The sequence below is a fragment of the Sphingobium sp. YBL2 genome (genome assembly GCF_000943805.1).
GTDB classification, from domain to species: Bacteria; Pseudomonadota; Alphaproteobacteria; order Sphingomonadales; family Sphingomonadaceae; genus Sphingobium; species Sphingobium fuliginis.
On record NZ_CP010954.1, the window covers coordinates 222,991 to 247,078 of the forward strand.

The 24,088-nt window shown below is 67.5% G+C and carries 25 protein-coding genes; 6 read left to right on the forward strand and 19 right to left on the reverse strand.

Translation table 11 applies throughout. From position 1 onward, the window contains the following. Positions 1-78 precede the first annotated feature (78 nt). The 3 genes from leuC to TZ53_RS01115 all read right to left on the reverse strand — a co-directional run bounded on the left by leuC (position 79) and on the right by TZ53_RS01115 (position 4,174). Positions 79-1,533: a 3-isopropylmalate dehydratase large subunit gene (gene leuC / locus TZ53_RS01105; RefSeq protein WP_044660151.1), complete on the reverse strand. Its 1,455-nt coding sequence runs from the start codon at positions 1,531-1,533 to the stop codon at positions 79-81. A gap of 139 nt (positions 1,534-1,672) precedes the next feature. Then, a complete protein-coding gene (locus tag TZ53_RS01110) occupies positions 1,673-2,359 on the reverse strand; it encodes a glutathione S-transferase family protein (protein ID WP_025546990.1) in 687 nt (228 codons plus the stop codon). A 222-nt stretch (positions 2,360-2,581) separates the two neighbouring features. Next, positions 2,582-4,174 (reverse strand): isocitrate lyase, encoded by a 1,593-nt coding sequence (locus TZ53_RS01115; RefSeq protein ID WP_025546991.1) that lies wholly within the window; start codon positions 4,172-4,174, stop codon positions 2,582-2,584. 149 nt (positions 4,175-4,323) lie between these two features. Between TZ53_RS01115 and TZ53_RS01120 the strand changes: the two genes are divergently transcribed. Beyond that, positions 4,324-5,721, forward strand: coding sequence for a helix-turn-helix domain-containing protein (locus tag TZ53_RS01120; RefSeq protein ID WP_044660152.1), 1,398 nt, complete (start codon positions 4,324-4,326; stop codon positions 5,719-5,721). A 67-nt stretch (positions 5,722-5,788) separates the two neighbouring features. Here TZ53_RS01120 and TZ53_RS01125 read toward each other — a convergent pair whose 3' ends face one another. The 4 genes from TZ53_RS01125 to TZ53_RS01140 all read right to left on the reverse strand — a co-directional run bounded on the left by TZ53_RS01125 (position 5,789) and on the right by TZ53_RS01140 (position 8,235). Beyond that, positions 5,789-6,397, reverse strand: a complete 609-nt coding sequence (locus tag TZ53_RS01125) for a hypothetical protein (RefSeq protein ID WP_044662765.1) — start codon at positions 6,395-6,397, stop codon at positions 5,789-5,791. Positions 6,398-6,518: 121 nt separating this feature from the next. Next, on the reverse strand, positions 6,519-6,722 hold the full coding sequence (locus TZ53_RS01130) for a hypothetical protein (RefSeq protein ID WP_025546994.1): 204 nt from the start codon (positions 6,720-6,722) through the stop codon (positions 6,519-6,521). Between the two features lie 80 nt (positions 6,723-6,802). Next, complete coding sequence (locus TZ53_RS01135; protein WP_044660153.1) at positions 6,803-7,219, reverse strand: DUF5990 family protein; 417 nt, start codon at positions 7,217-7,219, stop codon at positions 6,803-6,805. Positions 7,220-7,296: 77 nt separating this feature from the next. Continuing rightward, the gene (locus TZ53_RS01140; protein WP_044660154.1) at positions 7,297-8,235 is read right to left on the reverse strand and encodes a right-handed parallel beta-helix repeat-containing protein; all 939 of its coding nucleotides are present in this window, start codon (positions 8,233-8,235) and stop codon (positions 7,297-7,299) included. Positions 8,236-8,436: 201 nt separating this feature from the next. Here TZ53_RS01140 and TZ53_RS01145 point away from each other — a divergent pair, with 201 nt between their 5' ends. Together TZ53_RS01145 and TZ53_RS01150 are read left to right on the forward strand one after the other, a co-directional pair. After that, positions 8,437-9,951: an ABC transporter substrate-binding protein gene (locus tag TZ53_RS01145; protein ID WP_044660155.1), complete on the forward strand. Its 1,515-nt coding sequence runs from the start codon at positions 8,437-8,439 to the stop codon at positions 9,949-9,951. Positions 9,952-9,983: 32 nt separating this feature from the next. After that, on the forward strand, positions 9,984-10,406 hold the full coding sequence (locus TZ53_RS01150; RefSeq protein ID WP_025547000.1) for a DUF4112 domain-containing protein: 423 nt from the start codon (positions 9,984-9,986) through the stop codon (positions 10,404-10,406). A 75-nt stretch (positions 10,407-10,481) separates the two neighbouring features. On the opposite strand, the gene nadC is transcribed toward TZ53_RS01150, so the two are convergent. Genes nadC through TZ53_RS01175 form a run of 5 tightly spaced genes read right to left on the reverse strand, consistent with a single transcriptional unit; the run spans position 10,482 to position 14,122 of the window. Beyond that, positions 10,482-11,330 (reverse strand): carboxylating nicotinate-nucleotide diphosphorylase, encoded by an 849-nt coding sequence (nadC, locus tag TZ53_RS01155; RefSeq protein ID WP_025547002.1) that lies wholly within the window; start codon positions 11,328-11,330, stop codon positions 10,482-10,484. Beyond that, positions 11,327-11,512 carry a hypothetical protein gene (locus TZ53_RS01160; protein ID WP_044660156.1) on the reverse strand — a complete coding sequence of 62 codons (186 nt, stop codon included), beginning with the start codon at positions 11,510-11,512 and terminating at the stop codon, positions 11,327-11,329. The genes nadC and TZ53_RS01160 overlap by 4 nt, the downstream gene beginning before the upstream one ends. Further along, a complete protein-coding gene (nadA, locus tag TZ53_RS01165) occupies positions 11,512-12,498 on the reverse strand; it encodes a quinolinate synthase NadA (protein WP_044660157.1) in 987 nt (328 codons plus the stop codon). Before nadA ends, TZ53_RS01160 begins: the two co-directional genes overlap by 1 nt. Positions 12,499-12,539: 41 nt before the next feature. Next, positions 12,540-13,259: a DUF4230 domain-containing protein gene (locus TZ53_RS01170; protein WP_044660158.1), complete on the reverse strand. Its 720-nt coding sequence runs from the start codon at positions 13,257-13,259 to the stop codon at positions 12,540-12,542. After that, positions 13,244-14,122 (reverse strand): MBL fold metallo-hydrolase, encoded by an 879-nt coding sequence (locus TZ53_RS01175; protein ID WP_044660159.1) that lies wholly within the window; start codon positions 14,120-14,122, stop codon positions 13,244-13,246. Before TZ53_RS01175 ends, TZ53_RS01170 begins: the two co-directional genes overlap by 16 nt. 65 nt (positions 14,123-14,187) lie before the next feature. Between TZ53_RS01175 and TZ53_RS01180 the strand changes: the two genes are divergently transcribed. Then, on the forward strand, positions 14,188-15,084 hold the full coding sequence (locus TZ53_RS01180; protein ID WP_044662766.1) for a tyrosine recombinase XerC: 897 nt from the start codon (positions 14,188-14,190) through the stop codon (positions 15,082-15,084). A gap of 57 nt (positions 15,085-15,141) precedes the next feature. Here TZ53_RS01180 and TZ53_RS01185 read toward each other — a convergent pair whose 3' ends face one another. The 4 genes from TZ53_RS01185 to rsmI form a co-directional block, all read right to left on the reverse strand. Further along, on the reverse strand, positions 15,142-15,741 hold the full coding sequence (locus TZ53_RS01185) for a DedA family protein (protein ID WP_044662767.1): 600 nt from the start codon (positions 15,739-15,741) through the stop codon (positions 15,142-15,144). Between the two features lie 76 nt (positions 15,742-15,817). Beyond that, entirely contained in the window at positions 15,818-16,795 is a 978-nt protein-coding gene (gene gshB, locus TZ53_RS01190) for a glutathione synthase (protein ID WP_044662768.1), read from the reverse strand. Positions 16,796-16,930: 135 nt separating this feature from the next. Further along, positions 16,931-17,284 carry a YraN family protein gene (locus TZ53_RS01195; RefSeq protein ID WP_025547016.1) on the reverse strand — a complete coding sequence of 118 codons (354 nt, stop codon included), beginning with the start codon at positions 17,282-17,284 and terminating at the stop codon, positions 16,931-16,933. A gap of 14 nt (positions 17,285-17,298) precedes the next feature. Continuing rightward, positions 17,299-18,141 (reverse strand): 16S rRNA (cytidine(1402)-2'-O)-methyltransferase, encoded by an 843-nt coding sequence (gene rsmI, locus TZ53_RS01200; protein WP_025547019.1) that lies wholly within the window; start codon positions 18,139-18,141, stop codon positions 17,299-17,301. Positions 18,142-18,152: 11 nt separating this feature from the next. Here rsmI and TZ53_RS01205 point away from each other — a divergent pair, with 11 nt between their 5' ends. Next, positions 18,153-19,355 carry a penicillin-binding protein activator gene (locus TZ53_RS01205; RefSeq protein ID WP_044660160.1) on the forward strand — a complete coding sequence of 401 codons (1,203 nt, stop codon included), beginning with the start codon at positions 18,153-18,155 and terminating at the stop codon, positions 19,353-19,355. Between the two features lie 46 nt (positions 19,356-19,401). On the opposite strand, the gene TZ53_RS01210 is transcribed toward TZ53_RS01205, so the two are convergent. Continuing rightward, positions 19,402-20,181 (reverse strand): ABC transporter ATP-binding protein, encoded by a 780-nt coding sequence (locus TZ53_RS01210; protein WP_044660161.1) that lies wholly within the window; start codon positions 20,179-20,181, stop codon positions 19,402-19,404. Next, entirely contained in the window at positions 20,175-21,170 is a 996-nt protein-coding gene (locus TZ53_RS01215; RefSeq protein WP_044660162.1) for a FecCD family ABC transporter permease, read from the reverse strand. The genes TZ53_RS01210 and TZ53_RS01215 overlap by 7 nt, the downstream gene beginning before the upstream one ends. A gap of 107 nt (positions 21,171-21,277) precedes the next feature. Here TZ53_RS01215 and TZ53_RS01220 point away from each other — a divergent pair, with 107 nt between their 5' ends. Further along, complete coding sequence (locus TZ53_RS01220; RefSeq protein WP_371873057.1) at positions 21,278-22,108, forward strand: ABC transporter substrate-binding protein; 831 nt, start codon at positions 21,278-21,280, stop codon at positions 22,106-22,108. Positions 22,109-22,115: 7 nt separating this feature from the next. Here the strand turns inward: TZ53_RS01220 and TZ53_RS01225 are convergent, their stop codons facing one another. After that, complete coding sequence (locus TZ53_RS01225) at positions 22,116-23,930, reverse strand: TonB-dependent receptor plug domain-containing protein (protein ID WP_044660164.1); 1,815 nt, start codon at positions 23,928-23,930, stop codon at positions 22,116-22,118. Positions 23,931-24,088 lie beyond the last annotated feature (158 nt).

A 24,088-nucleotide genomic window follows, 5' to 3' on the forward strand; every position in this document is an offset into this window, starting at 1 on the left:
TGTCTTCCGCGCGCCCCAGGGTCGCCGCCATGGCGGCACTTGCCAGCGCGCCCAGCGCCAGCAGCCAGAATACCTTCTTCATGCGACCGCCTCTCCCCTTTTTTCACCCATCAGTTCGCGTACGTCCGTGAGATGTCCGGTGATCGCGGCAGCGGCAGCCATGACGGGCGAGACGAGATGCGTCCGCGACCCCGGCCCCTGCCGGCCCATGAAATTGCGGTTGCTGGTGGATGCGCAGCGCTCGCCGGCGGGCACCTTGTCCGGGTTCATGCCCAGGCAGGCGGAGCAGCCCGGCTCCCGCCATTCGAAACCGGCTTCGGTGAAAATGCGGTCCAGGCCTTCGGCTTCCGCCTGGCGCTTGACCAGCCCGGAACCGGGCACGACCATGGCATGCTTGATGCCGCTGGCGATCCGGCGGCCCTTCAGCAGGCCAGCGGCGGCGCGCAGATCCTCGATCCGGCTGTTGGTGCAACTGCCGATGAAGACATGTTCGATCGCCACATCCTCCATCCGCTGTCCGGCGGAGAGGCCCATATAGTCGAGCGACTTCTGCGCGGCCGCGCGCTTGGAGGCGTCGGCAAAGCTTTCCGGATCGGGCACCACGCCAGTGACCGGCACGACATCTTCGGGGCTGGTGCCCCAGGTGACGCTCGGCACGATGTCAGCGGCGTCGATGACCACGCTCTTGTCGAACACCGCGCCTTCGTCCGTCGCCAGCGTCTTCCAATAGGCGACGGCGGCATCCCACTCCGCGCCCCTGGGGGCCATCGGGCGGCCTTCCAGATAAGCGAAAGTCTTTTCGTCAGGCGCGAACAGGCCGGAGCGCGCGCCGGCCTCGATCGACATGTTGGCGACGGTCAGCCGTCCCTCGATCGACATGTCGCGGAACACCGACCCGCGATATTCCATGACATAGCCGGTGCCGCCCGCCGTGCCGATCCGCCCGCAGATCGCCAGCGCGACATCCTTGGGCGTGACGCCATAGCCCAATTCGCCCTCGACCACGACTTCCATGGTCTTGGACTGCTTCAGGAGCAGCGTCTGGGTGGCGAGCACATGCTCGACCTCCGACGTGCCGATGCCGAAGGCCAACGCCCCCAGCGCGCCGTGCGAGCTGGTATGGCTGTCGCCGCAGACCAAAGTCGTCCCCGGCAGGGTGAAGCCCTGCTCCGGCCCGACGACATGCACGATGCCCTGTTCGGGGTCCGCATCCCCGATCAGGCGGACGCCGAATTCCGGCGCGTTCCGCTCCAGCGCCGCAAGCTGCTGCGCGCTTTCCGGATCGGCAATGGGAATGCGGCGGCCCGCGGCGTCGCGCCGCGCCGTGGTCGGCAGGTTATGATCCGGCACCGCCAGCGTCAGTTCGGGACGGCGCACCTTGCGCCCGGCGATCCGCAGCCCCTCGAACGCCTGGGGACTCGTCACCTCATGCACGAGATGGCGATCGATGTAGATCAGGCAGGTTCCATCGGGACGGCGCTCGACGACATGCGCGTCCCAGATCTTCTCATAGAGTGTGCGGGGCTTGACCATAGTGATTTCCCCCTAGACCCAGACAGGACAGGGGAAAAGGGGAAAAGCGGCCATTTTTTGCTGACGCTGGAGATAGCCCGACCGCAGGACGCCGCGCCGACGGGTTAGCCGGACGCGGCGTGCACGCTGGACATCGGGCTCAAATCGCCCGGTCGTCCCGCACGATGCGCCCCGCGGCGCCGAGTTCCGCTTCATGGCTTTCCTCGCGCCAGGTTTCGGCCAGCGCCGCGCTTTCCCATTCGCGCATCGCGGGCAGCGCCAGCATATGATCGACCCAGCCAAGCGCCACCGGACCGACATCGAGGCCATAGGTGCGCACCCGGAAAACGACCGGTGCATAGAAGGCGTCGGCGGCAGTGAAGGCGGGCCCGGCCAGGAACGGCCCCCCGAAGCGGGACAACCCCTCCCCCCATAATTCGGTGAGCCGGGCGATGTTGCGGTTCAGGGAGGGAGAAGGCAGGTGCGGTTCCACCCGCACGCCGACATTCATGGGACAATCATTGCGCAGGGCGGCGAAACCGCTGTGCATTTCCGCCACGGCCGATTGCGCCCACGCCCGCGCGGCTTCTTCCTTCGGCCAGACTTCCGCATGCCTGTCCGCCAGATAGAGCGTGATGCCCAGCGAATCCCAGACGGTCCGGTCCCCGTCGATCAGGGCAGGCACCTGGCCCGTTGGCGAAAATTCGCGGAAGGCAGCGTAGTTTTCAGCGGCGGCGAATGGCGCCATCCGGTCTTCGAAGGCTATGCCCAGCGCCTTCATCAGCACCCAGGGGCGCAGCGACCAGCTCGAATAATTCCGGTTGGCGGTGACGAGGGTGTAGGACATCGGCTTCTCCCGGTAGAACGGAGCGTCCGGAATAGACCTGCCTGCCGCCCTGCGAAAGCCGGAACGGGACAAGGGTTTCACAGCTGGCCTTATGCAAAAAAACGGCCCGGAGCGCGAGGCTCCGGGCCGCCAAGTCCTTCCACCCTGATCACGGGAACTGCACTCCCGCGATCCGGACCGTTCGGCAGCCTTCGGGCTGCAAACTGGTTCCCGCCGCAGCCCTTAGGCTGCGAACTGATTCATCGTGTTGTGTGCGCCGCCGGCCTTCAGCGCCGCTTCACCCGCGAAATATTCCTTATGGTCGTCGCCAATGTCCGAACCGGCCATGTTCTGATGCTTGACGCAGGCGATACCCTGGCGGATTTCCTTGCGCTGAACACCCTCGACATAGCCGAGCATGCCTGCCTCACCGAAATATTCCCTGGCAAGATTGTCGGTCGACAGAGCGGCAGTGTGATAGGTCGGCAGGGTGATGAGGTGATGGAAGATGCCGGCCCGCGCCGCCGCATCCTTCTGGAAGGTGCGGATCTTCTCATCGGCCTCACGGCCGAGGTCCGTCGCGTCGTAATCGGCGCTCATCAGCTTCGCCCGGTCATAGGCGCTGACATCCTTGCCCTCGGCGGTCCAGGCGTCGAAGACCTGCTGGCGGAAGTTCAGCGTCCAGTTGAACGAGGGCGAGTTGTTGTAGACCAGCTTCGCATTGGGCACGACTTCGCGGATGCGGTCGACCATGCCGGCGATCTGCTCGACATGCGGCTTTTCGGTTTCGATCCACAGCAGGTCCGCGCCGTTCTGGAGCGAGGTGATGCAGTCGAGCACGACGCGGTCCTCGCCGGTTCCGGTGCGGAACTGGAAGAGGTTCGACGGCAGGCGCTTGGGACGGAACAGCTTGCCGCCGCGGGCCAGCACGACATCGCCCCGCAGGCTGCCCAAGTCGGTGACCTCCTCGACGTCGAGGAAGCTGTTATACTGGTCGCCCAGGTCGCCATCTTCCTTGCTGTAGGCGATCTGCTTGGTGAGGCCGGCGCCCAGCGAGTCGGTGCGGGCGACGATGATGCCGTCGTCGACGCCCAGCTCCAGGAAGGCGTAGCGGACCGCGCGGATCTTCGCGAGGAAGTCCTCATGCGGCACGGTGACCTTGCCGTCCTGGTGGCCGCACTGCTTTTCGTCCGAAACCTGATTCTCGATCTGGATGCAGCAGGCGCCCGCCTCGATGAACTTCCTGGCCAGCAGGTAGGTCGCCTCGGCATTGCCGAAGCCCGCGTCGATGTCCGCGATGATCGGGACGACATGGGTTTCGTAATTGTCGATGTCATGGCTGATCTTCTGCGCCTTGACTTCGTCGCCGGCTTCACGGGCGGCGTCGAGGTCGCGGAACATCATGCCCAGTTCGCGGGCGTCGGCCTGGCGGAGGAAGGTGTAGAGTTCCTCGATCAGCGCGGGGACGCTGGTCTTCTCATGCATCGACTGGTCGGGCAGCGGGCCGAATTCGCTGCGCAGCGCGGCGACCATCCAGCCGGAGAGGTAGAGGTAGCGGCCCTTGGTCGTGCCGAAATGCTTCTTGATGCTGATCATCTTCTGCTGGCCGATGAAGCCGTGCCAGCAGCCCAGCGACTGGGTGTAGTTGGCCGGATCGGCGTCATAGGCGGCCATGTCGCGGCGCATGATGCCGGCGGTGTAGCGCGCGATGTCGAGGCCGGTGTGGAAACGGTTCTGGAGACGCATGCGGGCGACCGATTCGGCCGCGATGCCGTCCCAATGGCCCTGACCCCCGATGGTGGCGCCAGCCTTCGTGATTTCCTGTTGGTAGGTCATGACAGCTCGATCCCATGAACGATGTGGTGAATGAATGGCGTTTTTCTAATCGGGCTTTCGCGGGTGCGGCAGGGGGCGTGAAGTTCAGTTGTAGAACTTTACAAGAATTGCGTGTAAAGTTGTAAAGGCTGCACAGGAGCGCTTGACGAATGGCCAAGGATCGACCGGTTTACATGGGGCCGCGGCTGCGCAGGCTGCGGCGCGAACTGGGTCTGACGCAGGCGGACATGGCGGCGGATCTGGAGATTTCCGCCAGCTATGTGGCGTTGCTGGAGCGCAACCAGCGGCCGCTGACCGCCGACATGCTGTTGCGCCTTGCCCGCACCTACAAGATGGACATGAGCGAGCTGGCGGGCGACGGCGGCGCCGAGCAGACCGCGCGATTGCAGGCGGTGCTGAGGGACCCGATGTTCGCGGACATCGACCTGCCGGTGCTGGCGACCGGGGATGTCGCGGTCAATTATCCGGGGATCACAGAGGCTTTGCTGCGGCTGCACACCGCCTATCGCGAGGAGCAACTGGCGCTGGCGGACCGGGGCGTGGAGCGGGAAGATGCCGCCGAGGCGCCCGATCCGGTGGCCGAATCGCGGCGATTCCTGGGCGCGCGGCGCAACAGCTTTCCGCTGCTGGACGATGCGGGGGAAAAGCTGGCGCAGGAGGTGGAGGCGGCGGGGAGCCTGTCGGCATGGCTGAAGGCGAAGCATAATCTGCGGGTACGGCGCCTGCCGCCCGACGTCATGGCGGGATCGATGCGGCGGCTGGACCGGCACCGCGACGCGGTGCTGCTGGACGACGCGCTGGACGGGGCGAGCACCCAGTTCCAACTGGCGTTGCAGATCGCCTATCTGGAGATGCGCCGCGATTTCGACGCGGTGCTGAAGGACGGCCAGTTCGCGAGCGAGAGCGGGCGGCGGCTGACCCGCAGGGCGCTGGCCAGCTATGGCGCGGCGGCGATCCTGATGCCCTATACGGCGTTCGCCAAGGCGGTGGAGGCGCGGCGTTACGATGTGGAGGCGCTGGCCCGGCAGTTCGGCGCGAGCTTCGAGCAGACGGCCCACCGCCTCACCACGCTGCAAAAGCCGGGGCAGGAGCGCGTTCCCTTCTTCTTCCTGCGCGTCGACCATGCGGGCAATGTCAGCAAGCGGCTGGACAGCGCGGGCTTTCCCTTTGCGCGCCATGGCGGCTCCTGCCCGCTCTGGTCGGTGCATCATGCGTTCGAGCGGCCCAGGGAATTGCTGACGCAATGGCTGGAACTGCCCGACGGGCAGCGATTCTTTTCCATCGCGCGGACGGTGACGGCGGGCGGCGGCGGCTGGGGCGCGCCGAAGATCGAGCGGGCGATCGCGCTATGCTGCGCGGCGGAGCACGCCCATCGGCTGATCTACACGACTGGCGAGGCCACGCCCGAACCCACGCCGATCGGCGTCACCTGCCGCCTGTGCCATCGCAGCCAGTGCATGGCGCGATCCGCCCCGCCCATCGGGCGCGACATGCTGCCGGAGGATTTCCGGCGAACCCACGCGCCCTTCGGTTTCGCCGACGGGTGAGCGCGGCGGCGGCGGATCGTGGCGGGTCCGGCTGACCTGCGCCGGACCCGTCCGCCCCTTTTTGGCTTCAGCGCGGATCAGGCCCGCGCACATCGTCCTGCCTCAGCCGCGAGACCGAAGGCGCCATGCGGTGATCGACCGGCTCATGCACCAGATCGTCGAACAGCGCGCGATAATGGATCATGGCGCGGCGCAGGTCTTCGGTATCCGCGTCGCCCCGCGCATGGCGCAGGGCGATGTCATGGGCCGCGTGATAATTCTGGACGACTTCGGGATGGTCCACCGACAGGTCGGCCGAGCGCTGCTCGAAGTCCACGACGGGATAGCCGCGCACCTCCATCACCTCGGCCAGCAGCACGTCGGCCCGCGAGACCGCGCCCTGCGGATCGTCGACGAACTGCGCCTGCACCCGCACCCAGGCGTCGGTGAAGGCATCGGCCTGTTGCGGCGAAAGCGGACGGATGGGGAAGGCGGCGACGCGCTTCTCACGCTGTTGCAGTTCCGCCTCCGCCTTGCGCGCGCTGCCGGTCATTTCCACGGTTCGGCCATATTCCGGGCCGAACCGGGCGCGCAGATCGGCGCGGCGGCGATGGGCGATGGCCATGACGGCGACCGCAACGACAAGAACAAGCGCCAGAAGCGCCAGGCCGACTTCCAGCGGGGTCAGAGTGACCATGACATCTCTCTCCTCCACGGCCTTCGCAAAGCCGCTGTCGACGCCCGCCGCCTGCACGGGATCAACCTGTTTTGCCGGGCTTTGTTCCGGGGTCGAGAGAGGCGCCGATGGCCCCGGAAAGCTAACCCTCCATAAGATCGAGATAAGCCACCACGTCATTGTCCGTGGCGAGGAAAAGGCCGTCCTGCACATCCTGCGGCTGCTGCTCCGCGATGCGCAGGGCTTCGCTCAACGGGCCGTAAAAGAGCGTCGTCGCCGCGCCGCCGCCGTCAGCGTCGCTAAGATGATAGAGGCGGACGGTGGCCGAGTTGTAGGTGGTGCGCATGGGCAGGGATTATCGGCGCGGCGGTCAGGCCATGCAAGTCGGATCGGATGCATTTCGGGGTGAGAAGCAACCTTTGCTCCTCAGTTCGCAACCCGCCAGCCGTCGAGCGGCTGAATGGTGGCGCAGGACGGGCCGTCATCCCTGGCGCGGCCGGGCAAGTGACATTCCAGCGCCGCAGGCGGCGCCGCCTGTTCCAGAAGATCATGAGAAATATCGTGAACGTCGATCTTGGCACGGCGGCTCCACGGGGACGCAGGATCGCCGGCCTGACCGCCGATGGCGATATAGACGAAGCGGCGTTCTGGACCTTCCCGGCGGACGAACTCGCCGCTGAGCTTCGGCCCCGGCGCGAGCTGGACCGGCACATCGAAGCGAAGGGCTTCGTTGCGCGCGACCACCGGGCCTACCGGCGCACCCTTTCTGTCTTGCAGGCTATAGGTGACATCCGGAACCGGATTGTCGATCACCAGACGGAGAATGATCGTCCGCTTCGCCATGATCGCTTGCCCTCCAATCGCTTCGGAAAGGGTCAAGCTTATAGGAGAATGCGAGCCGATGGCGGAATTTGGCGCCGTCAGCGGCGATCGGTGATCCTGATGCCGGCTGCCAGACGGTTCGGGCCGATCTTCACCGCGTCGTCGGTGAAATTGGCGACGAAGCTGCTGTTGCGCTGCAACCCCGGCACGAAGGAGGCGCGGTTGTTCGCGATGGAGAGGTTCGTGCTGTCCTGCTCCCGCCCCTCCGGCGCCACGGTGATGAAGGCGCTGTAATTGTCCTTGTCGCGGCCCTGCACCATTTCATTGCCGCTGATCGTCCCGCTCGCGCCGTTGGAAAGGTCGATCATATAGTTGGTGAGCCGCCCGCCGCTGTCGTCGAAGCTGTTGTCGGTGATGGCGACGCGGGGCGTGCGGGTTTTCAGATAATGACCGCCATCGCCCTGGTCGAAGCGGGAGCGGGTGACGGTCAGGCTGCCGTAACGGCCCGCATAGATGCCGTGGGCGCAGGCGAGGTCGCGGTCGCAGCGCCCCAGATGGCGGAAGGTCGACCTGTCGATGCTGATCGCGTTGCCCGGCGCGTCGCCCGTCAGAATGCCTTCCTCGCTGTTGCGGAACAGGCTGTTGGCGACGGTCAGGTTGCCGCTTTCCAGCCGGATGCCCGCGCCATTGCCATCGGGCACGCGCAGATTCTGGAAGATGAGGCCGTCTATGGTGCTCGACCGGCCGCGCAGCACCAGCGCCGCCTTCTGCTCGCAGGCCACGCCGTCGAGGATGGCGGTGCCCGGCTTCTGCGCGCGGATGGTGACGTCGCCGCCCTGCTGCACCGCGCATTGCGCATAGCTGCCCGGCGCCACCAGCACCGTGCCGCGGCCATTGCCGATCGCCCGGATCGCGTCCCCCAGCGTCGCATAGCTTCGCCCGCTTTCCGCCACGGTGAAGGGCGACGTCACCCCCTGCGCCAGCGCGGTTGCCGTCACGGCGGCGGATACAAGCAGGAGAGTCGAAAAAAGGCGCATATCCAAGGATATAGAGGAGCGCCTTTCTGCGGCCAATGCGGAGTCATGGTTAATGAAATATTGTTCCGCTATGGGACAGCGGGAAAACGCCCCCTTGCGCCCGGCATGGTTCCCGCGATTCTGCGGCTTTGGCCGGTCCCCGCACATGCCGCATCATGACGGTTGGCGCGGGCGCGGTTGCGGGTTAAGCCTTGTCCGGACATGGTTTCCGCCCCTTCCCGTCCCTTTCCTGCCTGGCTGACCCTTTGCGGAGCCGCCCTGATGGCGGCGATGACGGGCGGCTGCTCTGACGAGGGGAGCGGACCGGTGACGGTCAGCGTGATCGGCAGCCCCGCCGATTTCGCCACGCCGCTGGAGAATCTGCCGGACCCCGGATCGAAGCTGTTCCTGGAAACCACCGCGCAGGGGCTGGTGGCGTTCGATGCCGGCGGCGAGATCCTGCCCGCCCTCGCCCAGCGCTGGATCGTGGAGGACGATGGCCGCAGCTATATCTTCCGCCTGCGCCGCGCCTTCTGGCCCGATGGCAGCAAGGTGCTGGCGAAGGATGTCGGGCGGCTGTTGACCGCGCGGATAGAGGCGCTGCGCCGGCTGGACCCCGCCGGGCCGCTGGACGCGGTGCAGGACGTGGTGGCGATGACGGGCGAGGTGATCGAGATCAGGCTGGCGGCGCCGCGCCCCTATGTGTTGCAGATGCTGGCCCAGCCGCAGATGGCGATCCTGTCGCGGGAGGGGGGAACCGGCCCCTACCGGCGGGAGAAGCGGGGCGGCGTTCCGGGGAAGGCGCTGGTGCTGACGCCGGTGGAGCGGGCCACGAACGAATCCGGCGACGAACTGCCGGTGCCCGCCTGGCAGACCCGGATCGTCCGGGCGGAGCGGGCGGCGCTCGCCATCACCCGTTTCCAGCAGGGCAAGGCCGCGCTCGTGCTGGGCGGGCGTTTTTCCGACCTGCCGCTGCTGGTGCCGGCGGGGGTCGACCGCGACGATGTGCGGATCGATCCGGTGCAGGGGCTGCTGGGGCTGGCGGTGACGGGCCGGAGCGGGGCGAGCGGCAAGCTGCTGGAGGATGACGGCGTGCGGCGGGCGATCAACATGGCGATCGACCGCAGCCGCCTGCCGGTGATGTTCCCCGTCGGCGGCTGGGCCACGACAGAGCAGATCGTGCCGGGCCAGCTCGACCTGCCCGCGCCGCCCGCCGTGCCGGATTGGTCCCGCCTGTCGCAGGATGAACGCTGGGCGCAGGGACAGGCGGTCATGAAACGCTGGCGCAGCGAACATGGCGATCCGCCGGCGTTGCGCGTGGCGCTGCCCAGGGGGCCGGGCTCCACCCTGCTGTTCGGGCTGGTGCGGCATGACCTGGGCATGATCGGCCTGGCTGTCGAGCGGGTCGACATGGCGGCCGATGCCGATCTGCGGCTGGTCGACGAGGTTGCGGCCTATGACAGCGCGCTCTGGTATCTGGGGCGGATCGGCTGCGCCCGGAAGGTGCATTGCTCGGCGGAGGCGGAGGCGCAATTGCAGGCGGCGAGCCTTTCCGCCAGCCTGGACGAGCGCATGGCCCGCGTGGCGCAGGCGGAGGCGCTGATGCAGGCGCATAACGGCTTCATCGCGCTGGGCGCGCCGGTGCGCTGGTCGCTGGTGGCGCGGCGGCTGACCGGCTTCATGGCGTCGCCCCGGGCGCGGCACCCATTGAACCATCTGTTCAGGAGCACCAACTAGAGCATCGAAAGCCGATGCTTGGAGGACGGATGATGGCGATTTCGCAGGACCAGTTCGACCGGATCGTGCGCGACATGCCCGGATTCGGCCGCGATCCGGCTTCGGTGCGCAGGCGGATCGAGATGATGGAGGCGATGCTGGAGGGGCTGTTCGTCCTTCCCGGCACCAACCGGCGGGTCGGGCTGGACAGTCTGGTCGGGCTGATCCCCGTGGTGGGCGATTTCGCCACGGCCGCCATGGGAGCGTGGATCGTGTGGGAAGCGCGGAACCTGGGCATGTCGAAATGGCAGCTCACGCGCATGGCGGCCAATGTCGGCTTCGATACGTTGATCGGCGCCATTCCCTTTGCCGGGGATGTTTTCGATTTCTTCTACAAGTCGAATACGAAGAATCTGCGCATCATCCGCAACCATCTGGACCGGCATCATCCATCGACCGTGATCGTCGAGGGTTAGGCTGTATCGACATGCAGCCCTGGCGGCCTGCAAATGCGCCCAGCGGCGGGCAAGCGCCGGGGCGCACGCGCGGCCTCAGGCAAAGGCGAAGTCAAGGCCGATGTCGGCGGCGGGGGCCGATTGGGTGAGGCGGCCGACGCTGATATAGGTGACGCCGGTTTCCGCCCTGGCGCGGATGGTGTCGAGCGTAACGCCGCCCGATGCTTCGGTGGGGACGCGGCCGCCGACCAGCGTGACCGCCCCGCGCAGGGTGGGCGCGTCCATATTGTCGAGCAGGAGGTGCGTGGCCCCGGCGGCGAGCGCGGGTTCGATCTGGTCGACGCGGTCCACCTCCACGATGATGCTGGCGATTCCGGCGGCGGCGGCGCGGCGGACGGCCTCCTCCACCGATCCGGCGACGGCGACGTGATTGTCCTTGATCATCGCCGCGTCCCACAGGCCCATGCGGTGATTGGTCGCGCCGCCCATGCGCGTCGCATATTTTTCCAGCACGCGAAGGCCCGGAATGGTCTTGCGCGTGTCTAGCAGCGTCGCGCCGGTACCGAGGATCGCGTCGACATAGGCGCGGGTCATGGTCGCGATGCCGGTCAGGTGCTGGACGGTGTTGAGGGCGGACCGCTCGGCCGTCAGCATGGCGCGGGCCTTGCCGCGGATGCGCATGATGTCGGTGCCCGCAGGCACGCGATCGCCGTCCTCCTTCAGCAGTTCGATCTCCACAGCCGGATCGAGCGCGCGGAAGAAGGCGGCAGCGATCGGCAGGCCCGCCAGCGTCACGGCGTCGCGGCTGTCCATCACCCCGTCGAAGACCGCGTCGGCGGGGATCACCGCCTCGCTGGTGACGTCGCGGCCATCGGGGCCAAGGTCTTCCGCCAGGGTCGAGGCGATGAAGGCGTCGAGATCGAAGCCGGGGAGAGCGAAGGTCATGCTGCCGCCAGCCTTTTTGCGATCATTTCCATCATGGCTTCCTGCTCGCTGCCGGCCGGGAAGGTCCAGAAGTCATGCTTGCGCCGCGGCCATGGCCAGTCGCGGCGCAGAATGCCGCGCAACCGCTTGTCCGATATATGGTGGCGGCGCGCGACTTCCACGGCCGTGACCATCCGTTCCATCAGCGCGTGCCCAGATCGCCCTGCCCGACCGTGCCGCTCGCCATTTCGAGCATGCGGTCGAGGCTCTTCTTGGCGGCGAGGCGCAGCCCCTCCTCCATCTCGATGCGCGGCTGGAGGTCGCGCAGCGCCAGATAGAGCTTCTCCATCGTGTTGAGCGCCATATAGGGGCAGATATTGCAGTTGCAGTTGCCGTCCGCGCCGGGCGCGCCGATGAAATTCTTTTCCGGCACCGCCTTCTGCATCTGGTGGATGATATGCGGTTCGGTGGCGACGATCAGCGTGTCGCCGGGCATGGTCTTGGAAAATTCCAATATGCCGCTGGTCGAGCCGATATAATCGGCATGGTCGACGATATGGGGCGGGCATTCCGGGTGCGCGGCGACAGGAGCGCCGGGATGCTGGGCCTTGAGCTTCAGCAGTTCCGTCTCGCTGAACGCCTCATGCACGATGCAGACGCCCGGCCAGAGCAGCATGTCGCGGCCCAGCTTGCGCTTCAGATAGCCGCCCAGATGCTTGTCGGGGCCGAAGATGATCTTCTGATCCTTCGGAATCTGCGCCAGGATCTTTTCCGCCGAGGAGGAGGTGACGATGATGTCGGAAAGCGCCTTCACCTCCGCCGAGCAGTTGATGTAGCTGAGCGCGATATGGTCGGGATGCGCCTCCCGGAAGGCCTTGAACTGGGCGGGCGGGCAACTGTCCTCCAGACTGCATCCCGCATCCATGTCCGGCAGCACCACGATCTTTTCCGGCGAGAGGATCTTCGCCGTTTCCGCCATGAAGCGCACGCCGCAGAAGGCGATGACATCGGCGTCCGTCTCCGCCGCCTTGCGCGAGAGTTCCAGCGAATCGCCCACGAAATCGGACAGGTCCTGGATCTCCGGCTTCTGGTAATAATGGCCGAGGATGACGGCGTTGCGTTCCTTGCGCAGCCGGTCGATCTCCGCGCGCAGGTCGATCCCCTGCGGGATTCCGGTGATGGCGTTCATGTCCCTACCCTGCTCCTTGAAGGGCCTTCATCCAGCGCCCCCTAACGGGCGTTGCGGCTGTTGGCCAGTACATCGTTGATGGGCGTCGTCACGTCCCATCGATCCCAGTCGCGGTCGGCGCGTTCCGGCGGGAAGGTGACGATCACCCGCGCGTCGCCATAGCCCAGCGCCCCCAGCGGCGCGCCGAGCAGCCTGCCGAGCGCGGCGCGGCCATAATCGCGCGCCTGCGCCATGCGTTCGGGCGAGCGCGCTTCCCTGTCCGCGCGTCCCTGCGCGTGGAGCGAGGTGCGGCGGCTGAGTTCCTCCCCCGCCTGCCGGGTCACGAACAGGCCGTTGGTCTGCACCAGCGTCCGGCGGCTTTCGTCGATATTAGGCCGCCCCGGCTTCACGTCCGGCGCGTTGACGATGAGCGTCCGGGTCTTTTCATTCCATTCCAGATCGCCGGCGCCGATGCCGCCGACGTCGATGAAATAGGCGACCGAAAAGGGCATCTTCACCAGCTGGTCCGACTTCAGCAGCCCGAAGCCGCGCACATCCTGCGCCGTGCTCTGTATCGTGCCGGACAGTTCCGACACCTTGAGGCTGGAGGCGCCCGCGAAACGTTCCGCAATGACCCTGGTGACGGCCGAGCCGTCCTCCTCCACCGTCACCGCATAGTCGCGTTCATAGCGGTGCCAGCCGACCAGCATGGCCGCCCCTGCGGCGAGCAGGGCCAGGACGGCCAGGACGGGGCCGGCGAAGCGCTTCAGCGCAACTGCCATCGTCCGTCCCCCGTCGCGGCGGCGATGCCGCGCCCGTCGAGGTCGATGAGATGCGCCAGCACCGAACGCCCCGCGGCGCTGTGCAGCCGGGGATCGACGCCCCTGTACATTTCCGTGACCATGGCGGGGATTTCCGATGCGCCGTTGCGTTCCAGAAAGCGCAATATCTGGCCTTCGCGCTGCTTTCGGTGGCCCATCATGCCGCGCACCAGCCGCTGCGGATTGTCGACCGCATCGCCATGGGCCGGATAATAGACCGCGTCGGTCCGGTCGAGCAGCCGCTGCATCGAGGCCATATAGGCGGTCATGTCTCCGTCCGGCGGCGAAACCACGCTGGTGGACCAGCCCATCACATGATCGCCGGTGAATAGGGCATTTTCCTCCGCGAGCGCGAAGCAGAGATGGTTGGAGGTATGGCCCGGCGTCGCAACGGCCGTCAGCGTCCAGTCCCGGCCGCCAAGCTGTTCGCCATCCGCCAGCACCCGGTCCGGACGATAGGCGGCGTCGAAGGCGGCATCGGCGCGGGGTCCGTCGTCGTCCAGCGTCAGCGGCGCGCAGCCGACGACCGGAGCGCCGGTCCGGGCGCTGAGCGGCGCGGCGGCCGGGCTATGGTCGCGATGGGTGTGGGTGCAGAGGATCGCGCTGACCGGACGCCCGCCGATCGCGTCGAGCAGCGCGGCCAGATGCGCCGCGTCGTCGGGGCCGGGATCGATGACCGCCACATCCTGCGCGCCCACCAGATAGGTCTGCGTGCCCGTATAGGTGAAGGGCGAGGGATTGGGCGCGAGCACGCGACCCACCAGCGGAGAAAGCCGCATCAGCGCGCCGGTGGGCAGGTCGGCCGGATCGAAGGGTGTTGCCATGTCCGATCCCATGTGCCCATTTCCGGGCGGTTTTCAAGGGCGATCCCCTGCCCTATCATGGCGCCATGGCGGCTTCGGACGATCTTTGCGAACAATGGCGGCGGCATCTGGCGCTGGACCGGCGGCGGTCGGTGCATACGGTGCGCGCCTATGTGGCGACCGCCGAACGGTTGCTGGCCTTCCTGGAGGAGCATCGCGGCGAAGCGGTGACGGCGGCGATGCTGGCGGGCATCGAACAGGCCGATCTGCGCGCTTTCCTGACGGTGCGGCGGATGGACGGCATCGGCAACGTCTCGGCGGCGCGGGAATTGTCGGCGGTGCGCGGTTTCCTGCGGTTCGTGGGCGGCGAGGATGCCCGCGTCCCGATGCTGAAGGGGCCGCGGGTGAAGCGCGGCCTGCCCCGCCCCGTATCGCCCGACGAAGCCGTGGCGCTGGCCGGGGACATAGCCGAAACCGCGCGGGAGCCGTGGATCGGCGCGCGGGACTGGGCGGTGCTGCTGCTGCTTTACGGGGCGGGACTGCGCATCGGGGAGGCGATGGGATTGACCGGCGCGGTGCTGCCCCTGGGGGAAACCCTGCGCGTCACGGGCAAGCGGGGCAAGACCCGGATCGTGCCGTTATTGCCGCAGGTGCGGGAGGCGATGGAAGCCTATATGTCGCTCTGTCCCTTTGGGCAGGAGAAGGACGGGCCGCTGTTCCGGGGCGCGCGGGGCGGGCCGCTTTCGCCGGCGCTGATCCGCCGCGCCGTGCAGGGCGCGAGGGGACGGCTGGGCCTGTCGGACCGGACGACGCCCCATGCGCTGCGCCACAGTTTCGCGACGCATCTGCTGGGGCGCGGGGCGGACCTGCGGTCGTTGCAGGAATTGCTGGGCCATGCCAGCCTGTCCTCGACGCAGATCTATACGCAGGTCGATGCGGCGCATCTGCTGGATATTTATCGCAACGCCCATCCCCGGGCGTGAAGCCGTTTCCTCGTCCGAACCGGGTTCCTGCCCGCGCGGGAGCATGACGATCCGGGATCACCCCCTCGGCTTCCAGGTGGCCAGCCGCCAGAGGTAGAAGAGGACCGCCCCGACCACGCAGGCGGTCGCCACGGGTCCGACATATTTGTCGATGTCGCGGAAATTCTGGCCCAATATATAGCCCGCATAGGCAAGGACGATGTTCCACACCAGCGCCCCGCCGCTGGTCCAGAGCAGGAAGCGGAAATGCCCCATGCGGAACAGGCCGGCGGGCAGCGAGATCATCGTGCGGAAGGCGGGCATGAAGCGGAAGACGAACACCACGATCTGCCCATATTTGCCGAAGATATGATCGAGCGCCTCGACATCCTTCCACTCCAGCGTCGCCCAGCGGCCATAGCGGTCGACGATCGGCTTCAACCGGCCGAAGCCCAGCCGGTGGCCGATCATATACCAGAAATAATTGCCGATGGTGGTCCCGACGGTGCCCGCGAACAGCAGCCATCCCATCTCCATCCGGCCTTGCCCGACGCGGATGCCGCCAATGCCCATGATGAGTTCGGACGGGATCGGCGGGAAGACATTTTCCAGCACCATCAGGACGAATATGCCCCAATAGCCGCCCGCATCGATCAGGCGGAGGACCCAGTCGGTCATCCGATCGCCCATCCCTTCGCGCGGTCGGCCCTGCCGCATGGCGTCCCCGCCCCGGCCGGGATGACGCCATATCGATTCAAGCGGCTGCCCGCGCCGCCAGCCGGGCGTCGATCGCGTCCCAGATCATCCCGCCGGTGTCCGTGCCGTTGAAGGCGTCGATGGAGACGATGCCGGTCGGGGACGTCACGTTGATTTCCGTCAGCCATTCGCCGCCGATCACGTCGATGCCGACGAACAGCAGGCCGCGCCGCCTGAGTTCCGGACCCAGCGCTTCGCAGATTTCCAGTTCGCGTTCGGTCAGCACCGTCTTCGCGGCCGAACCGCCCACGGCGAGGTTGGAGCGGATCTCGCCCGCGCCGGGAATGCGGTTGACCGCGCCCGCGACTTCGCCGTCGACCAGCACGATCCGCTTGTCGCCTTCCGCGACGCCAGGGATGAAGGCCTGCACCATGAAGGGTTCGACCCAGGAGGATTTGAACAGTTCCACCAGCGCGGAGAGATTCGCGCCGGACCGCCCGACATGGAAGACGGCATTGCCCGCGTTGCCGTAGAGCGGCTTCACCACGACTTCGCCATGCTGGGCGAGGAAGGACTTCACCTCCTCCAGGTCGCGGGTGATCATCGTCGGCGGCATGAAGCGCGCATAGTCGAGCACGAACAGCTTTTCCGGCGCATTGCGGACGGAGGCGGGATCGTTCACCACCAGCGTTTCTTCCTGCACGCGCTCCAGCAGGTGCGTGGCGGTGATGTAGCTGAGGTCGAAGGGCGGGTCCTGCCGCATGAGGACCACGTCGACGTCCCGGCCAAGGTCCAGCACCTCCGCCTCCCCGAAGGCGAAATGGTCGCCCTCCACCTTCTGCACCCTGACCGGGCGCGCCCGCGCCAGCACGCAGCCGTCGCGATAGGTGAGGTCCGGGGCGAGATAATGATAGAGCCGGTGTCCCCGCGCCTGCGCCGCCAGCATGATGTGGAAGGTCGAATCGCCGCCGATCCTGATGCCCTCCATCGGGTCCATCTGCACGGCGACGGTGAGCGGGTTGAGTTCGGTCGTCATCGACTTGCTTTTCCTACCGTTCGGGATGGGCCTGTCGAAGCCCATCCCTTTCCTGAAGAGAAGTTTCGCCGTTGAGCAAGCTCGGCCCTCGGGTCGACAGGCTCAGGGCGAACGGAACGGGAGGATCGGTTCAACCTACCCCCCGTGCCAGACATTGGCCAGATGGCGCGGCGGGCGGCCCGGCGCAAGGAGCATCACGTCGATTCGCATGTCGTCGCCCGGTTTTGCAAGGTCGTGGAACAGGATTTCCGCCGCCGCCGCGACGCGGGAGAGGCGGCGTTCGTCTATGGCGAGGTGAAGATCGGCATCCGTCGCCCTTGCCTTGACCTCGACGAAGGCCAGCATCCTGCCGCGCCGGGCGACGAGGTCGACCTCCCCCGCGGGCGTGCGCAGGCGGCGGCCGACGATCTGCCAGCCCTTGAGCCGCAGCCACCAGCCGGCGATGCGCTCCGCCTGTTTTCCGCGCTTTTCGGCTGCCCGGCGCTTCACCCCCCGAGTTCCCGTCACCCCCTGAGTTCCAGCGCGCGATCATAGAGGGCGCGGCGGTCGAGACCGAGCTTCTTCGCGACCTCCCCAGCCGCCTTGGACAGGGGGAGGCGTTCCATCGCCTCCAGCAGCGCCGCGTCGGCATCCTCGGCGCTGGCGGGCGGCGCCTCGCCGGGGGGGCCGACGGTGACGACGATCTCCCCCCTGGGCGGGGCGTCGGCATAGCGGGCGGAGAGTTCGCTCAGCGTGCCCGTTGCGGTTTCCTCGAAGGCCTTGCTGATCTCCCGCGAGACGGCGGCTTCGCGGTCGCCCAGATGCTCCGCCATGGCGGCAAGGCTTTCCGACAGGCGCGGGCCGCTTTCGTAGAAGACGAGCGTGGCGCGCAGGGCAGCGACTTCGGCGAGGACATCGCCCCGCGCCTTCTGCTTCGACGGCAGGAAGCCCATGAAGAGGAAGCGGTCGGTGGGCAGGCCCGACAGGGTGAGCGCGGCGATGGCGGCGCTGGGGCCGGGCAGCGTCGTGATCCTGCGTCCGGCGGCGCGGGCGTCGCGCACCAGCTTGTAGCCCGGATCGGAGATCAGCGGGGTGCCCGCGTCCGAGAGAAGCGCCACCGATTCGCGCGCCATCCGCTCGATCAGGCGGGCCCGCACCCCCTCCGCACTATGGTCGTGATAGGGGACCATCGGCCGGTCGGACCCGGCATGGCGCAGCAGCCGTGCGCTGACCCGTGTATCTTCCACGGCGATCACATCGGCCAGACGCAGGACTTCGGCCGCGCGGGGGGTTAGGTCTGCAAGGTTGCCGATCGGCCCCGCAACGATGTAAAGCCCCGGTTCAAGCCTAGACGGTTCAGTTTCCATAAGGATGCCAGATGACAGAGACGGATGCCCCCCGGCAAGCGGACTTGTTCGCTTCGATGCGACGCGCCGGGCGGATTTTGTTCGCCGCGACGGCTTTGCTGGTCGCCGCCTGTCAGTCGATCGTGCCCAAGGGCCCCGGTCCGGCGCAGCCCAGCGGGCCGGTGCAGACGGGCCCCGACGTCACCGAAGGCCTGCCCACCGACACGCTGCGCCATCGCGTCGCGCTGCTGGTGCCGATGAGCGGTCCCAATGCCGGGGTCGGCCAGTCGATCGCCAATGCGACCACGCTGGCGCTGCTCGACACCAAGGCCGACAAGGTGCGCATCACCACCTACGACACCGGGGTCGGCGCGGCGGCGGCGGCGAACAAGGCGCTGGCGGACGGCAACAAGCTGATCCTGGGGCCGTTGCTGGCGGAGGATGCGCGGATCGTCGGCCCCATCGCGGCGCGGGCCAATGTGCCGGTCATCAGCTTCTCCAACGACACCAGCGTCGCCGGGAACGGCGTCTACGTCATGGGCTACAACCCCAACCAGTCGATCGAACGGGTGGTGGAATTCGCCAGGGGCAAGGGCCTGTCCAAATTCGCCGCGCTGGTGCCCAAGGGAACCTATGGCGAGCGGTCGGGCACCGCCCTGTTGCGCGCGGTCGAGGGTGCGGGCGGAACCGTGGTGTCGATGCAGACCTTCGACCGCAGCCCCGCCTCCATCACGGCGGCGGTCAGGAAATTGCAGGCGTCCTCCAGCTATGACGCGCTGCTGATCGCGGACAGCGGCCGGGTGGCGGTGCAGGTCGCGCCGATCGTGCGGAAGAATGGCGGCGCGACGGCGCGGCTGCTGGGCACCGAATTGTGGAATACGGACAGCGGCCTGGCATCCAGCCCGGTGCTGCGCGGCGCCTGGTTCGCCAGCGTGTCGGATGGCCTCTACCGCCAGCTCGCGACCAAATATCGGGCGCGCTACGGCAATGCGCCGTTCCGGTTGTCGGCGCTCGGCTATGACGCGGTGCTGCTGACCGTGCGGATCGCGCGCGACTGGAAGCCGGGGACGACCTTCCCGGCGGCGCGGCTGCGCGATGCGGGGGGCTTTGCCGGGATCGACGGCGCGTTCCGCTTCGGCCGGGACGGCATTGCGGAACGGGCGCTGGAAGTGTCGGAGATCGGCGCGGGCACCTTCACGGTCGTCGCGCCCGCGCCACGCGCCTTTGCCGAATAGCGTGCCGCGTGCTCCTGCAACGGCGGGAGCACGCCGCAGATGACGGTCAGGACGCGGTCCGCCCGGTCGGCAGGATCAATGGCCAGTCGCCGTCCGTTTCTATGCGCGCCGAAATGCCGTACACTTTGGCGAGATTCCCCGCCGTCAGCACGTCCAGCGGCGCGCCGTCGGCCACCGGCGAGCCGCGATCCATCAGCACCAGCCGGTCGCAATAGCGCGCCGCCATGCCCAGGTCGTGCAGCACGGTGACGACCAGCGATCCCGCCCGCGCCTCTGCCCTGAGCAGGTCCATGACGTCGATCTGATGCCCCGGATCGAGCGCGGCCAAGGGCTCGTCCGCGATCAGCGCGGGCGCGCCGACCGCCAGCGCCCGGGCCAGCAGCACGCGGGCGCGCTCGCCCCCCGACAATTCGGTCGCCACCCTGCCCTTCAGATGCAGCGCGTCGGCGCGCATCAGGGCGGCGTCGATCAGCGCCTCATCCTCCACGGAAAGGCGGGACAGCGGCCCCAGATGCGGCAGGCGGCCCAGCGCCACCAGCCGCTCCACCGCCAGCGGCCAGTGCAGCGTCTGTCCCTGCGGCAGATAGGCGATGCGCCGGGCGATCTGCTGCCGGCCGAGCCGCGCGCTATCGGCGCCGTCGATGAGGACGGAGCCGTTTTCCCGTTTCACAAGGCCCAGCATGGCGCGGATCAGCGTCGACTTCCCTGCGCCATTGGGACCGATGATGCCGACCAGCTCGCCCGGCCCGAGCTCAAGATCGACGCCGCTTACCGCCGGATGGCGGCCCAGCCTGACGGAAAGCCCCTGGGCGCGGATCGTCACCATAGCCGCCTCTCCCGCATCAGATGCATCAGGAACACCGGGACACCCAGCAGCGCCGTCAGCACCCCCAACTTGAGTTCGCTGCCGGTCGGTATCAGCCGCACGCCGATGTCCGCCAGCGTCAGCAGCGCCGCGCCGCCCAGCATGGAGGGCAGCAATATGGCGGAGGGGGAGCGGTCGGTCAGCGGCCGCACCAGATGCGGCACGATCAGGCCGACGAAGCCGATCGCCCCGGACACCGCCACCGCGCCGCCGACGCCGATGGCGACGCCCAGCATCAGGCGGATGCGCGCCCGGCGAAGGTCGATGCCGAGCGCCTGCGCCCCATCCTCCCCCAGCGTCAGCGCGTCCAGCGTCCGTCGGTCCGCGATCAGCAGCGCCGCCCCCACCACGACGCAGGGCAGCGCGATCCAGACATGGCCGTAGGCGCGGTTTTCCAGGCTGCCCATCAGCCAGCTCATGATCTCCATGGCGGCGAAGGGATTGGGCGACAGGTTCAGCGACAGGCTGATCCCCGCCCCCGCCAGCGTCGCGATGGCGATGCCGGCGAGGATCAGCGTGAGCGGGCTTTCCGCGGGCCCCGCGAGCAGGAACAGCGCGGCGATGCCGATCAGGCCGGTCATGATGGCGAGCGCGGGAAGCGCCAGCGGATGCGCCTGCGCCAGCCCGAAATAGAGCGCGCCGACCGCGCCCAGCGCGGCGCAGTTGGAGGCCCCCAGGACCGAAGGTTCGGCCAGCGGGTTGCGCAGATAGCCCTGAAGCGCCGCGCCCGCCAGCCCGAGCATCGCGCCGACGATCAGGCCAAGCAGCATGCGGGGCAGGCGCAGGTCGAGAAGGATGGCGCGGGCGACGTCATCGCCGCCGCCGCCGAGGACGGCGAAGATGCGCGCCGGGGAGAGCGGAACCGCGCCCAGAGTGAGGGAAGCAAGGGCGGCCAGCAGCGCCAGCGCCGTCAGCGTGGGGATCAGCAGCGGATGGCGCCGGGCGCTCATGGCTTGCGCGTCCTTCCCTGCTTGCTACAGCGTGCCGTGCTCCTGCGAAGGCGGGAGCACGTTGGTTTGTTGAGGCACGATCCGGGAGCAGCAGCGTGCGGTGCAGAATGATCTTTACAACGTTCTGCGCCCTGGCCCTGACCGGCGCGGCGCCCGCCAAACCCCGGCGCATCGTGTCGCTCAACACCTGCGCCGACCAATATGTGCTCGCTCTGGCGGACCCGGCGCAGATCGCCGCGCTCAGCCCCTATGGGCACGACCCGGAACTGTCGGCGGCGGTCGGCAGGGCCCGCGCCTTCCGCACCCTCAAGCGCCCGGCGGAGGAAGTGCTGGCGATCCGCCCCGACCTGCTGATCGGCTTTCCTTCCGGCGGCAGCGTCGTCGGCGCGCCGCCGGGCGAGTGGCGGACCCTGGGGCTGGCGAGCGCGGACAGCTATGCCATGATCCTGACGCAGATCCGGCAGGTGGCGGCGGCGGTCGGCCATCCCGAACGGGGCGAAGCGATGATCGCCCGGATGAACCGCGACCTCGCCGCCCAGCCCCCGCCGAAGCGTCGCGGCGTCGCGGCCTATTATCAGCGGCGCGGCTATATGACCGGCACCGGCACGCTGGTCGACGACCTGATGCAGCGGGTGGGCCTGATCAATCTGGCCCGCAGGCTGGGCAAGCCGGCGCTGTCGCAACTGTCGCTTGAGGAGATGATCGCCGCCCGTCCGGACTGGCTGATCGTGGAGAGCGGCAGCGAGAAGGTGGTCGATCAGGGGACGGAAATGCTGCACCACCCCATACTGCGCGCCATCCCGCGCATCCGCGTGCCGCAGGCGTGGACGGTGTGCGGCGGCCCCGCCTATGTCGAGGCGGCGCGGGGCATCGCAGCGCAGCTTGACGGCGCTGCGCACAAGGGCACGGCGCGGGTGAACGCCGCGCCGCGCCATTAGGCTATTTTCAGAAGCGCACACGCACGCCGCCGAAGGCCGACCGGCCATAGGTGCCATAGCCATGGACCGTGGCATATTTCTCATCGGTCAGATTGTCGATGCGGCCGTAGATCTCCAGATTTTCCCGGATCGGGAAGGATGCCCGCACGTCCGTCACGGCATAGCCGTCCAGCCGGATCGCGTTGGTCGCATCGTTGAAGCTGTCGCCCACCATCGTCACGGTCGCGCCGGTCGACAGGCCGAAGGGCCAGACATAGTCCGCCGAAACGCTGACCGCATCGGCGGCGCGGCGCGGCAGCCGGGCGTCGGTATTGCGGTCGCGCGCATCGACATAGCTGTAGGCGGCGGTGACGGTCAGCGCCTCGACAGGCTTCAGGGCCAGCATCGCCTCCACCCCCTTGGCGCGGGTGCGGTCGAGATTATTGTAACCGCCGTAAAGACCGATCGAATAATCATAGTTGATCTGGTCTTTGGTGTCGCGGCGGAAAGCCGTGACGGAGAGGATCGCCCGGTCGCCGTCCAGCCTTTGGTCGAAGCCGATGTCGTAGCTTTTCGACCGCTCCGGGCGCAGGCCCGCATTGCCGACGTCGGCGCCGTAAAGCTGGTAGAGCGAGGGGGCCTTGAACCCCTCCCCATAGCTCATGCGGATGTTGGTCGCGCCGGCGTTGGGCGTGTAGTTCGCATTGGCGCCGAAGGTGGTCGCGCCGCCGAACTGGCTGTGATCGTCATGCCGCGCGCCGGCGGTCAGCGACAGGCCGGCGACCGGCTTCACGATGGCCAGCGCATAGACGCTGTCCATATCGGCCCGGTGGCTTTCGGTCGAGCCGAAGCCGGAGAAGTCGTAGTCGGGCCGTTCATGTTCATAGCCGAAGACCAGCTTGGCCTGATCGACCGGCTGATAAACACCCTCATATTCGAAGCGCAGATTGGTGCCCGAATAGCCATAAGGGCCGAATGCGGATGTATAGTCGCGGTCCATGCGGAACCAGGTCACGGCCGCCCGGTTGGTGAGCCTGCCGTCGAACAGCGACAGGTTCAGACCGGCATAGCCGACATATTGATCGGATTTCGAGCTGTCGGCGGTGCTGTCCACCACGCCGTTGTCGGTATCCAGATCGGCATGGATATAATAGCCGCGCAGGTCGAGGCTGAGCGTATCGGTGAAGGCCAGCTTGAGCTTGGCATTGGCGGCGATATTCTCATACCCGTCCTTTTCCGTGCCGCTGGCGGCGGAGGAAATGCCGTCGGTGTTGAAATAGGCGATGCCGACGCCGCCCGAAGCGATGCCGCTGCCGCCCGAAACATCCGCCTTGGCGTTCAGCGTATTGCTGTAACCGTAATCGACCGAGGCATTGCCCGCGAAACCGGCGGCAGGCGTGCCGGTCATGATGTTGACGACGCCGCCTATGGCCTGGCTGCCATAGGCGATGGAGTTGGACCCCCTCAAAATTTCGATTCGCCGGATATTGCCGGTCAGCAGATTGCCGAAGTCGTACATGTCGCCGATGCCGCTGGTGTCGTTGACCTTGACCCCGTCGATCAGCACCAGCGTCTGCGTCGTTTCCGCCCCGCGCAACGAAACCCCGGTCACGCCGCCAAGGCTGCCGCTGCGGTTGAAGCGCACCCCCGGCGTGGTGGCCAGCAGGTCGACGACGCTGACGCTCTGGCGGGTGCGGATGGTGTCGGCGTCGATGACCGTGACCGCCTGGCCGACCTCGTCGCGCGGCTGTTCGATGCCCAGCGCGGTGACGATGATCTCATCCTCCGCCAGGGCGGGAGCGGCCGCGAGCAAGGCGGCGATGGAAATGGAAATCCTCAACATGTCTATATTCCCCCTGAGCGCCGGTGCAACATGGCTCAGGGCGTCCGCTCGCGCGGCCGGACGGGGGAAATGGCCGGCGCCCGTGCCCTCCCCCCGCACCGATGCGGCCCTGCGCCGCTTCGTCGCTCAGACGGAGAACACCGTGCCATGGCCATACC

Bases quoted from the DNA above. Each gene is read 5' to 3' on its own strand.
- TZ53_RS01225 (WP_044660164.1), bottom strand. From the start codon at position 23,930: ATGTTGAGGATTTCCATTTCCATCGCCGCCTTGCTCGCGGCCGCTCCC.
- TZ53_RS01125 (WP_044662765.1), bottom strand. From the start codon at position 6,397: ATGGTCACTCTGACCCCGCTGGAAGTCGGCCTGGCGCTTCTGGCGCTT.
- TZ53_RS01135 (WP_044660153.1), bottom strand. From the start codon at position 7,219: ATGGCGAAGCGGACGATCATTCTCCGTCTGGTGATCGACAATCCGGTT.
- TZ53_RS01220 (WP_371873057.1), top strand. From the start codon at position 21,278: ATGATCTTTACAACGTTCTGCGCCCTGGCCCTGACCGGCGCGGCGCCC.
- rsmI (WP_025547019.1), bottom strand. From the start codon at position 18,141: ATGGAAACTGAACCGTCTAGGCTTGAACCGGGGCTTTACATCGTTGCG.
- gshB (WP_044662768.1), bottom strand. From the start codon at position 16,795: ATGACGACCGAACTCAACCCGCTCACCGTCGCCGTGCAGATGGACCCG.
- TZ53_RS01130 (WP_025546994.1), bottom strand. From the start codon at position 6,722: ATGCGCACCACCTACAACTCGGCCACCGTCCGCCTCTATCATCTTAGC.
- TZ53_RS01140 (WP_044660154.1), bottom strand. From the start codon at position 8,235: ATGCGCCTTTTTTCGACTCTCCTGCTTGTATCCGCCGCCGTGACGGCA.
- nadC (WP_025547002.1), bottom strand. From the start codon at position 11,330: ATGACCTTCGCTCTCCCCGGCTTCGATCTCGACGCCTTCATCGCCTCG.
- TZ53_RS01145 (WP_044660155.1), top strand. From the start codon at position 8,437: ATGGTTTCCGCCCCTTCCCGTCCCTTTCCTGCCTGGCTGACCCTTTGC.
- TZ53_RS01115 (WP_025546991.1), bottom strand. From the start codon at position 4,174: ATGACCTACCAACAGGAAATCACGAAGGCTGGCGCCACCATCGGGGGT.
- TZ53_RS01160 (WP_044660156.1), bottom strand. From the start codon at position 11,512: ATGGAACGGATGGTCACGGCCGTGGAAGTCGCGCGCCGCCACCATATA.
- leuC (WP_044660151.1), bottom strand. From the start codon at position 1,533: ATGGTCAAGCCCCGCACACTCTATGAGAAGATCTGGGACGCGCATGTC.
- TZ53_RS01180 (WP_044662766.1), top strand. From the start codon at position 14,188: ATGGCGGCTTCGGACGATCTTTGCGAACAATGGCGGCGGCATCTGGCG.
- TZ53_RS01175 (WP_044660159.1), bottom strand. From the start codon at position 14,122: ATGGCAACACCCTTCGATCCGGCCGACCTGCCCACCGGCGCGCTGATG.
- TZ53_RS01120 (WP_044660152.1), top strand. From the start codon at position 4,324: ATGGCCAAGGATCGACCGGTTTACATGGGGCCGCGGCTGCGCAGGCTG.
- TZ53_RS01210 (WP_044660161.1), bottom strand. From the start codon at position 20,181: ATGGTGACGATCCGCGCCCAGGGGCTTTCCGTCAGGCTGGGCCGCCAT.
- TZ53_RS01150 (WP_025547000.1), top strand. From the start codon at position 9,984: ATGGCGATTTCGCAGGACCAGTTCGACCGGATCGTGCGCGACATGCCC.
- TZ53_RS01205 (WP_044660160.1), top strand. From the start codon at position 18,153: ATGACAGAGACGGATGCCCCCCGGCAAGCGGACTTGTTCGCTTCGATG.
- TZ53_RS01185 (WP_044662767.1), bottom strand. From the start codon at position 15,741: ATGACCGACTGGGTCCTCCGCCTGATCGATGCGGGCGGCTATTGGGGC.
- TZ53_RS01215 (WP_044660162.1), bottom strand. From the start codon at position 21,170: ATGAGCGCCCGGCGCCATCCGCTGCTGATCCCCACGCTGACGGCGCTG.
- TZ53_RS01110 (WP_025546990.1), bottom strand. From the start codon at position 2,359: ATGTCCTACACCCTCGTCACCGCCAACCGGAATTATTCGAGCTGGTCG.
- nadA (WP_044660157.1), bottom strand. From the start codon at position 12,498: ATGAACGCCATCACCGGAATCCCGCAGGGGATCGACCTGCGCGCGGAG.
- TZ53_RS01170 (WP_044660158.1), bottom strand. From the start codon at position 13,259: ATGGCAGTTGCGCTGAAGCGCTTCGCCGGCCCCGTCCTGGCCGTCCTG.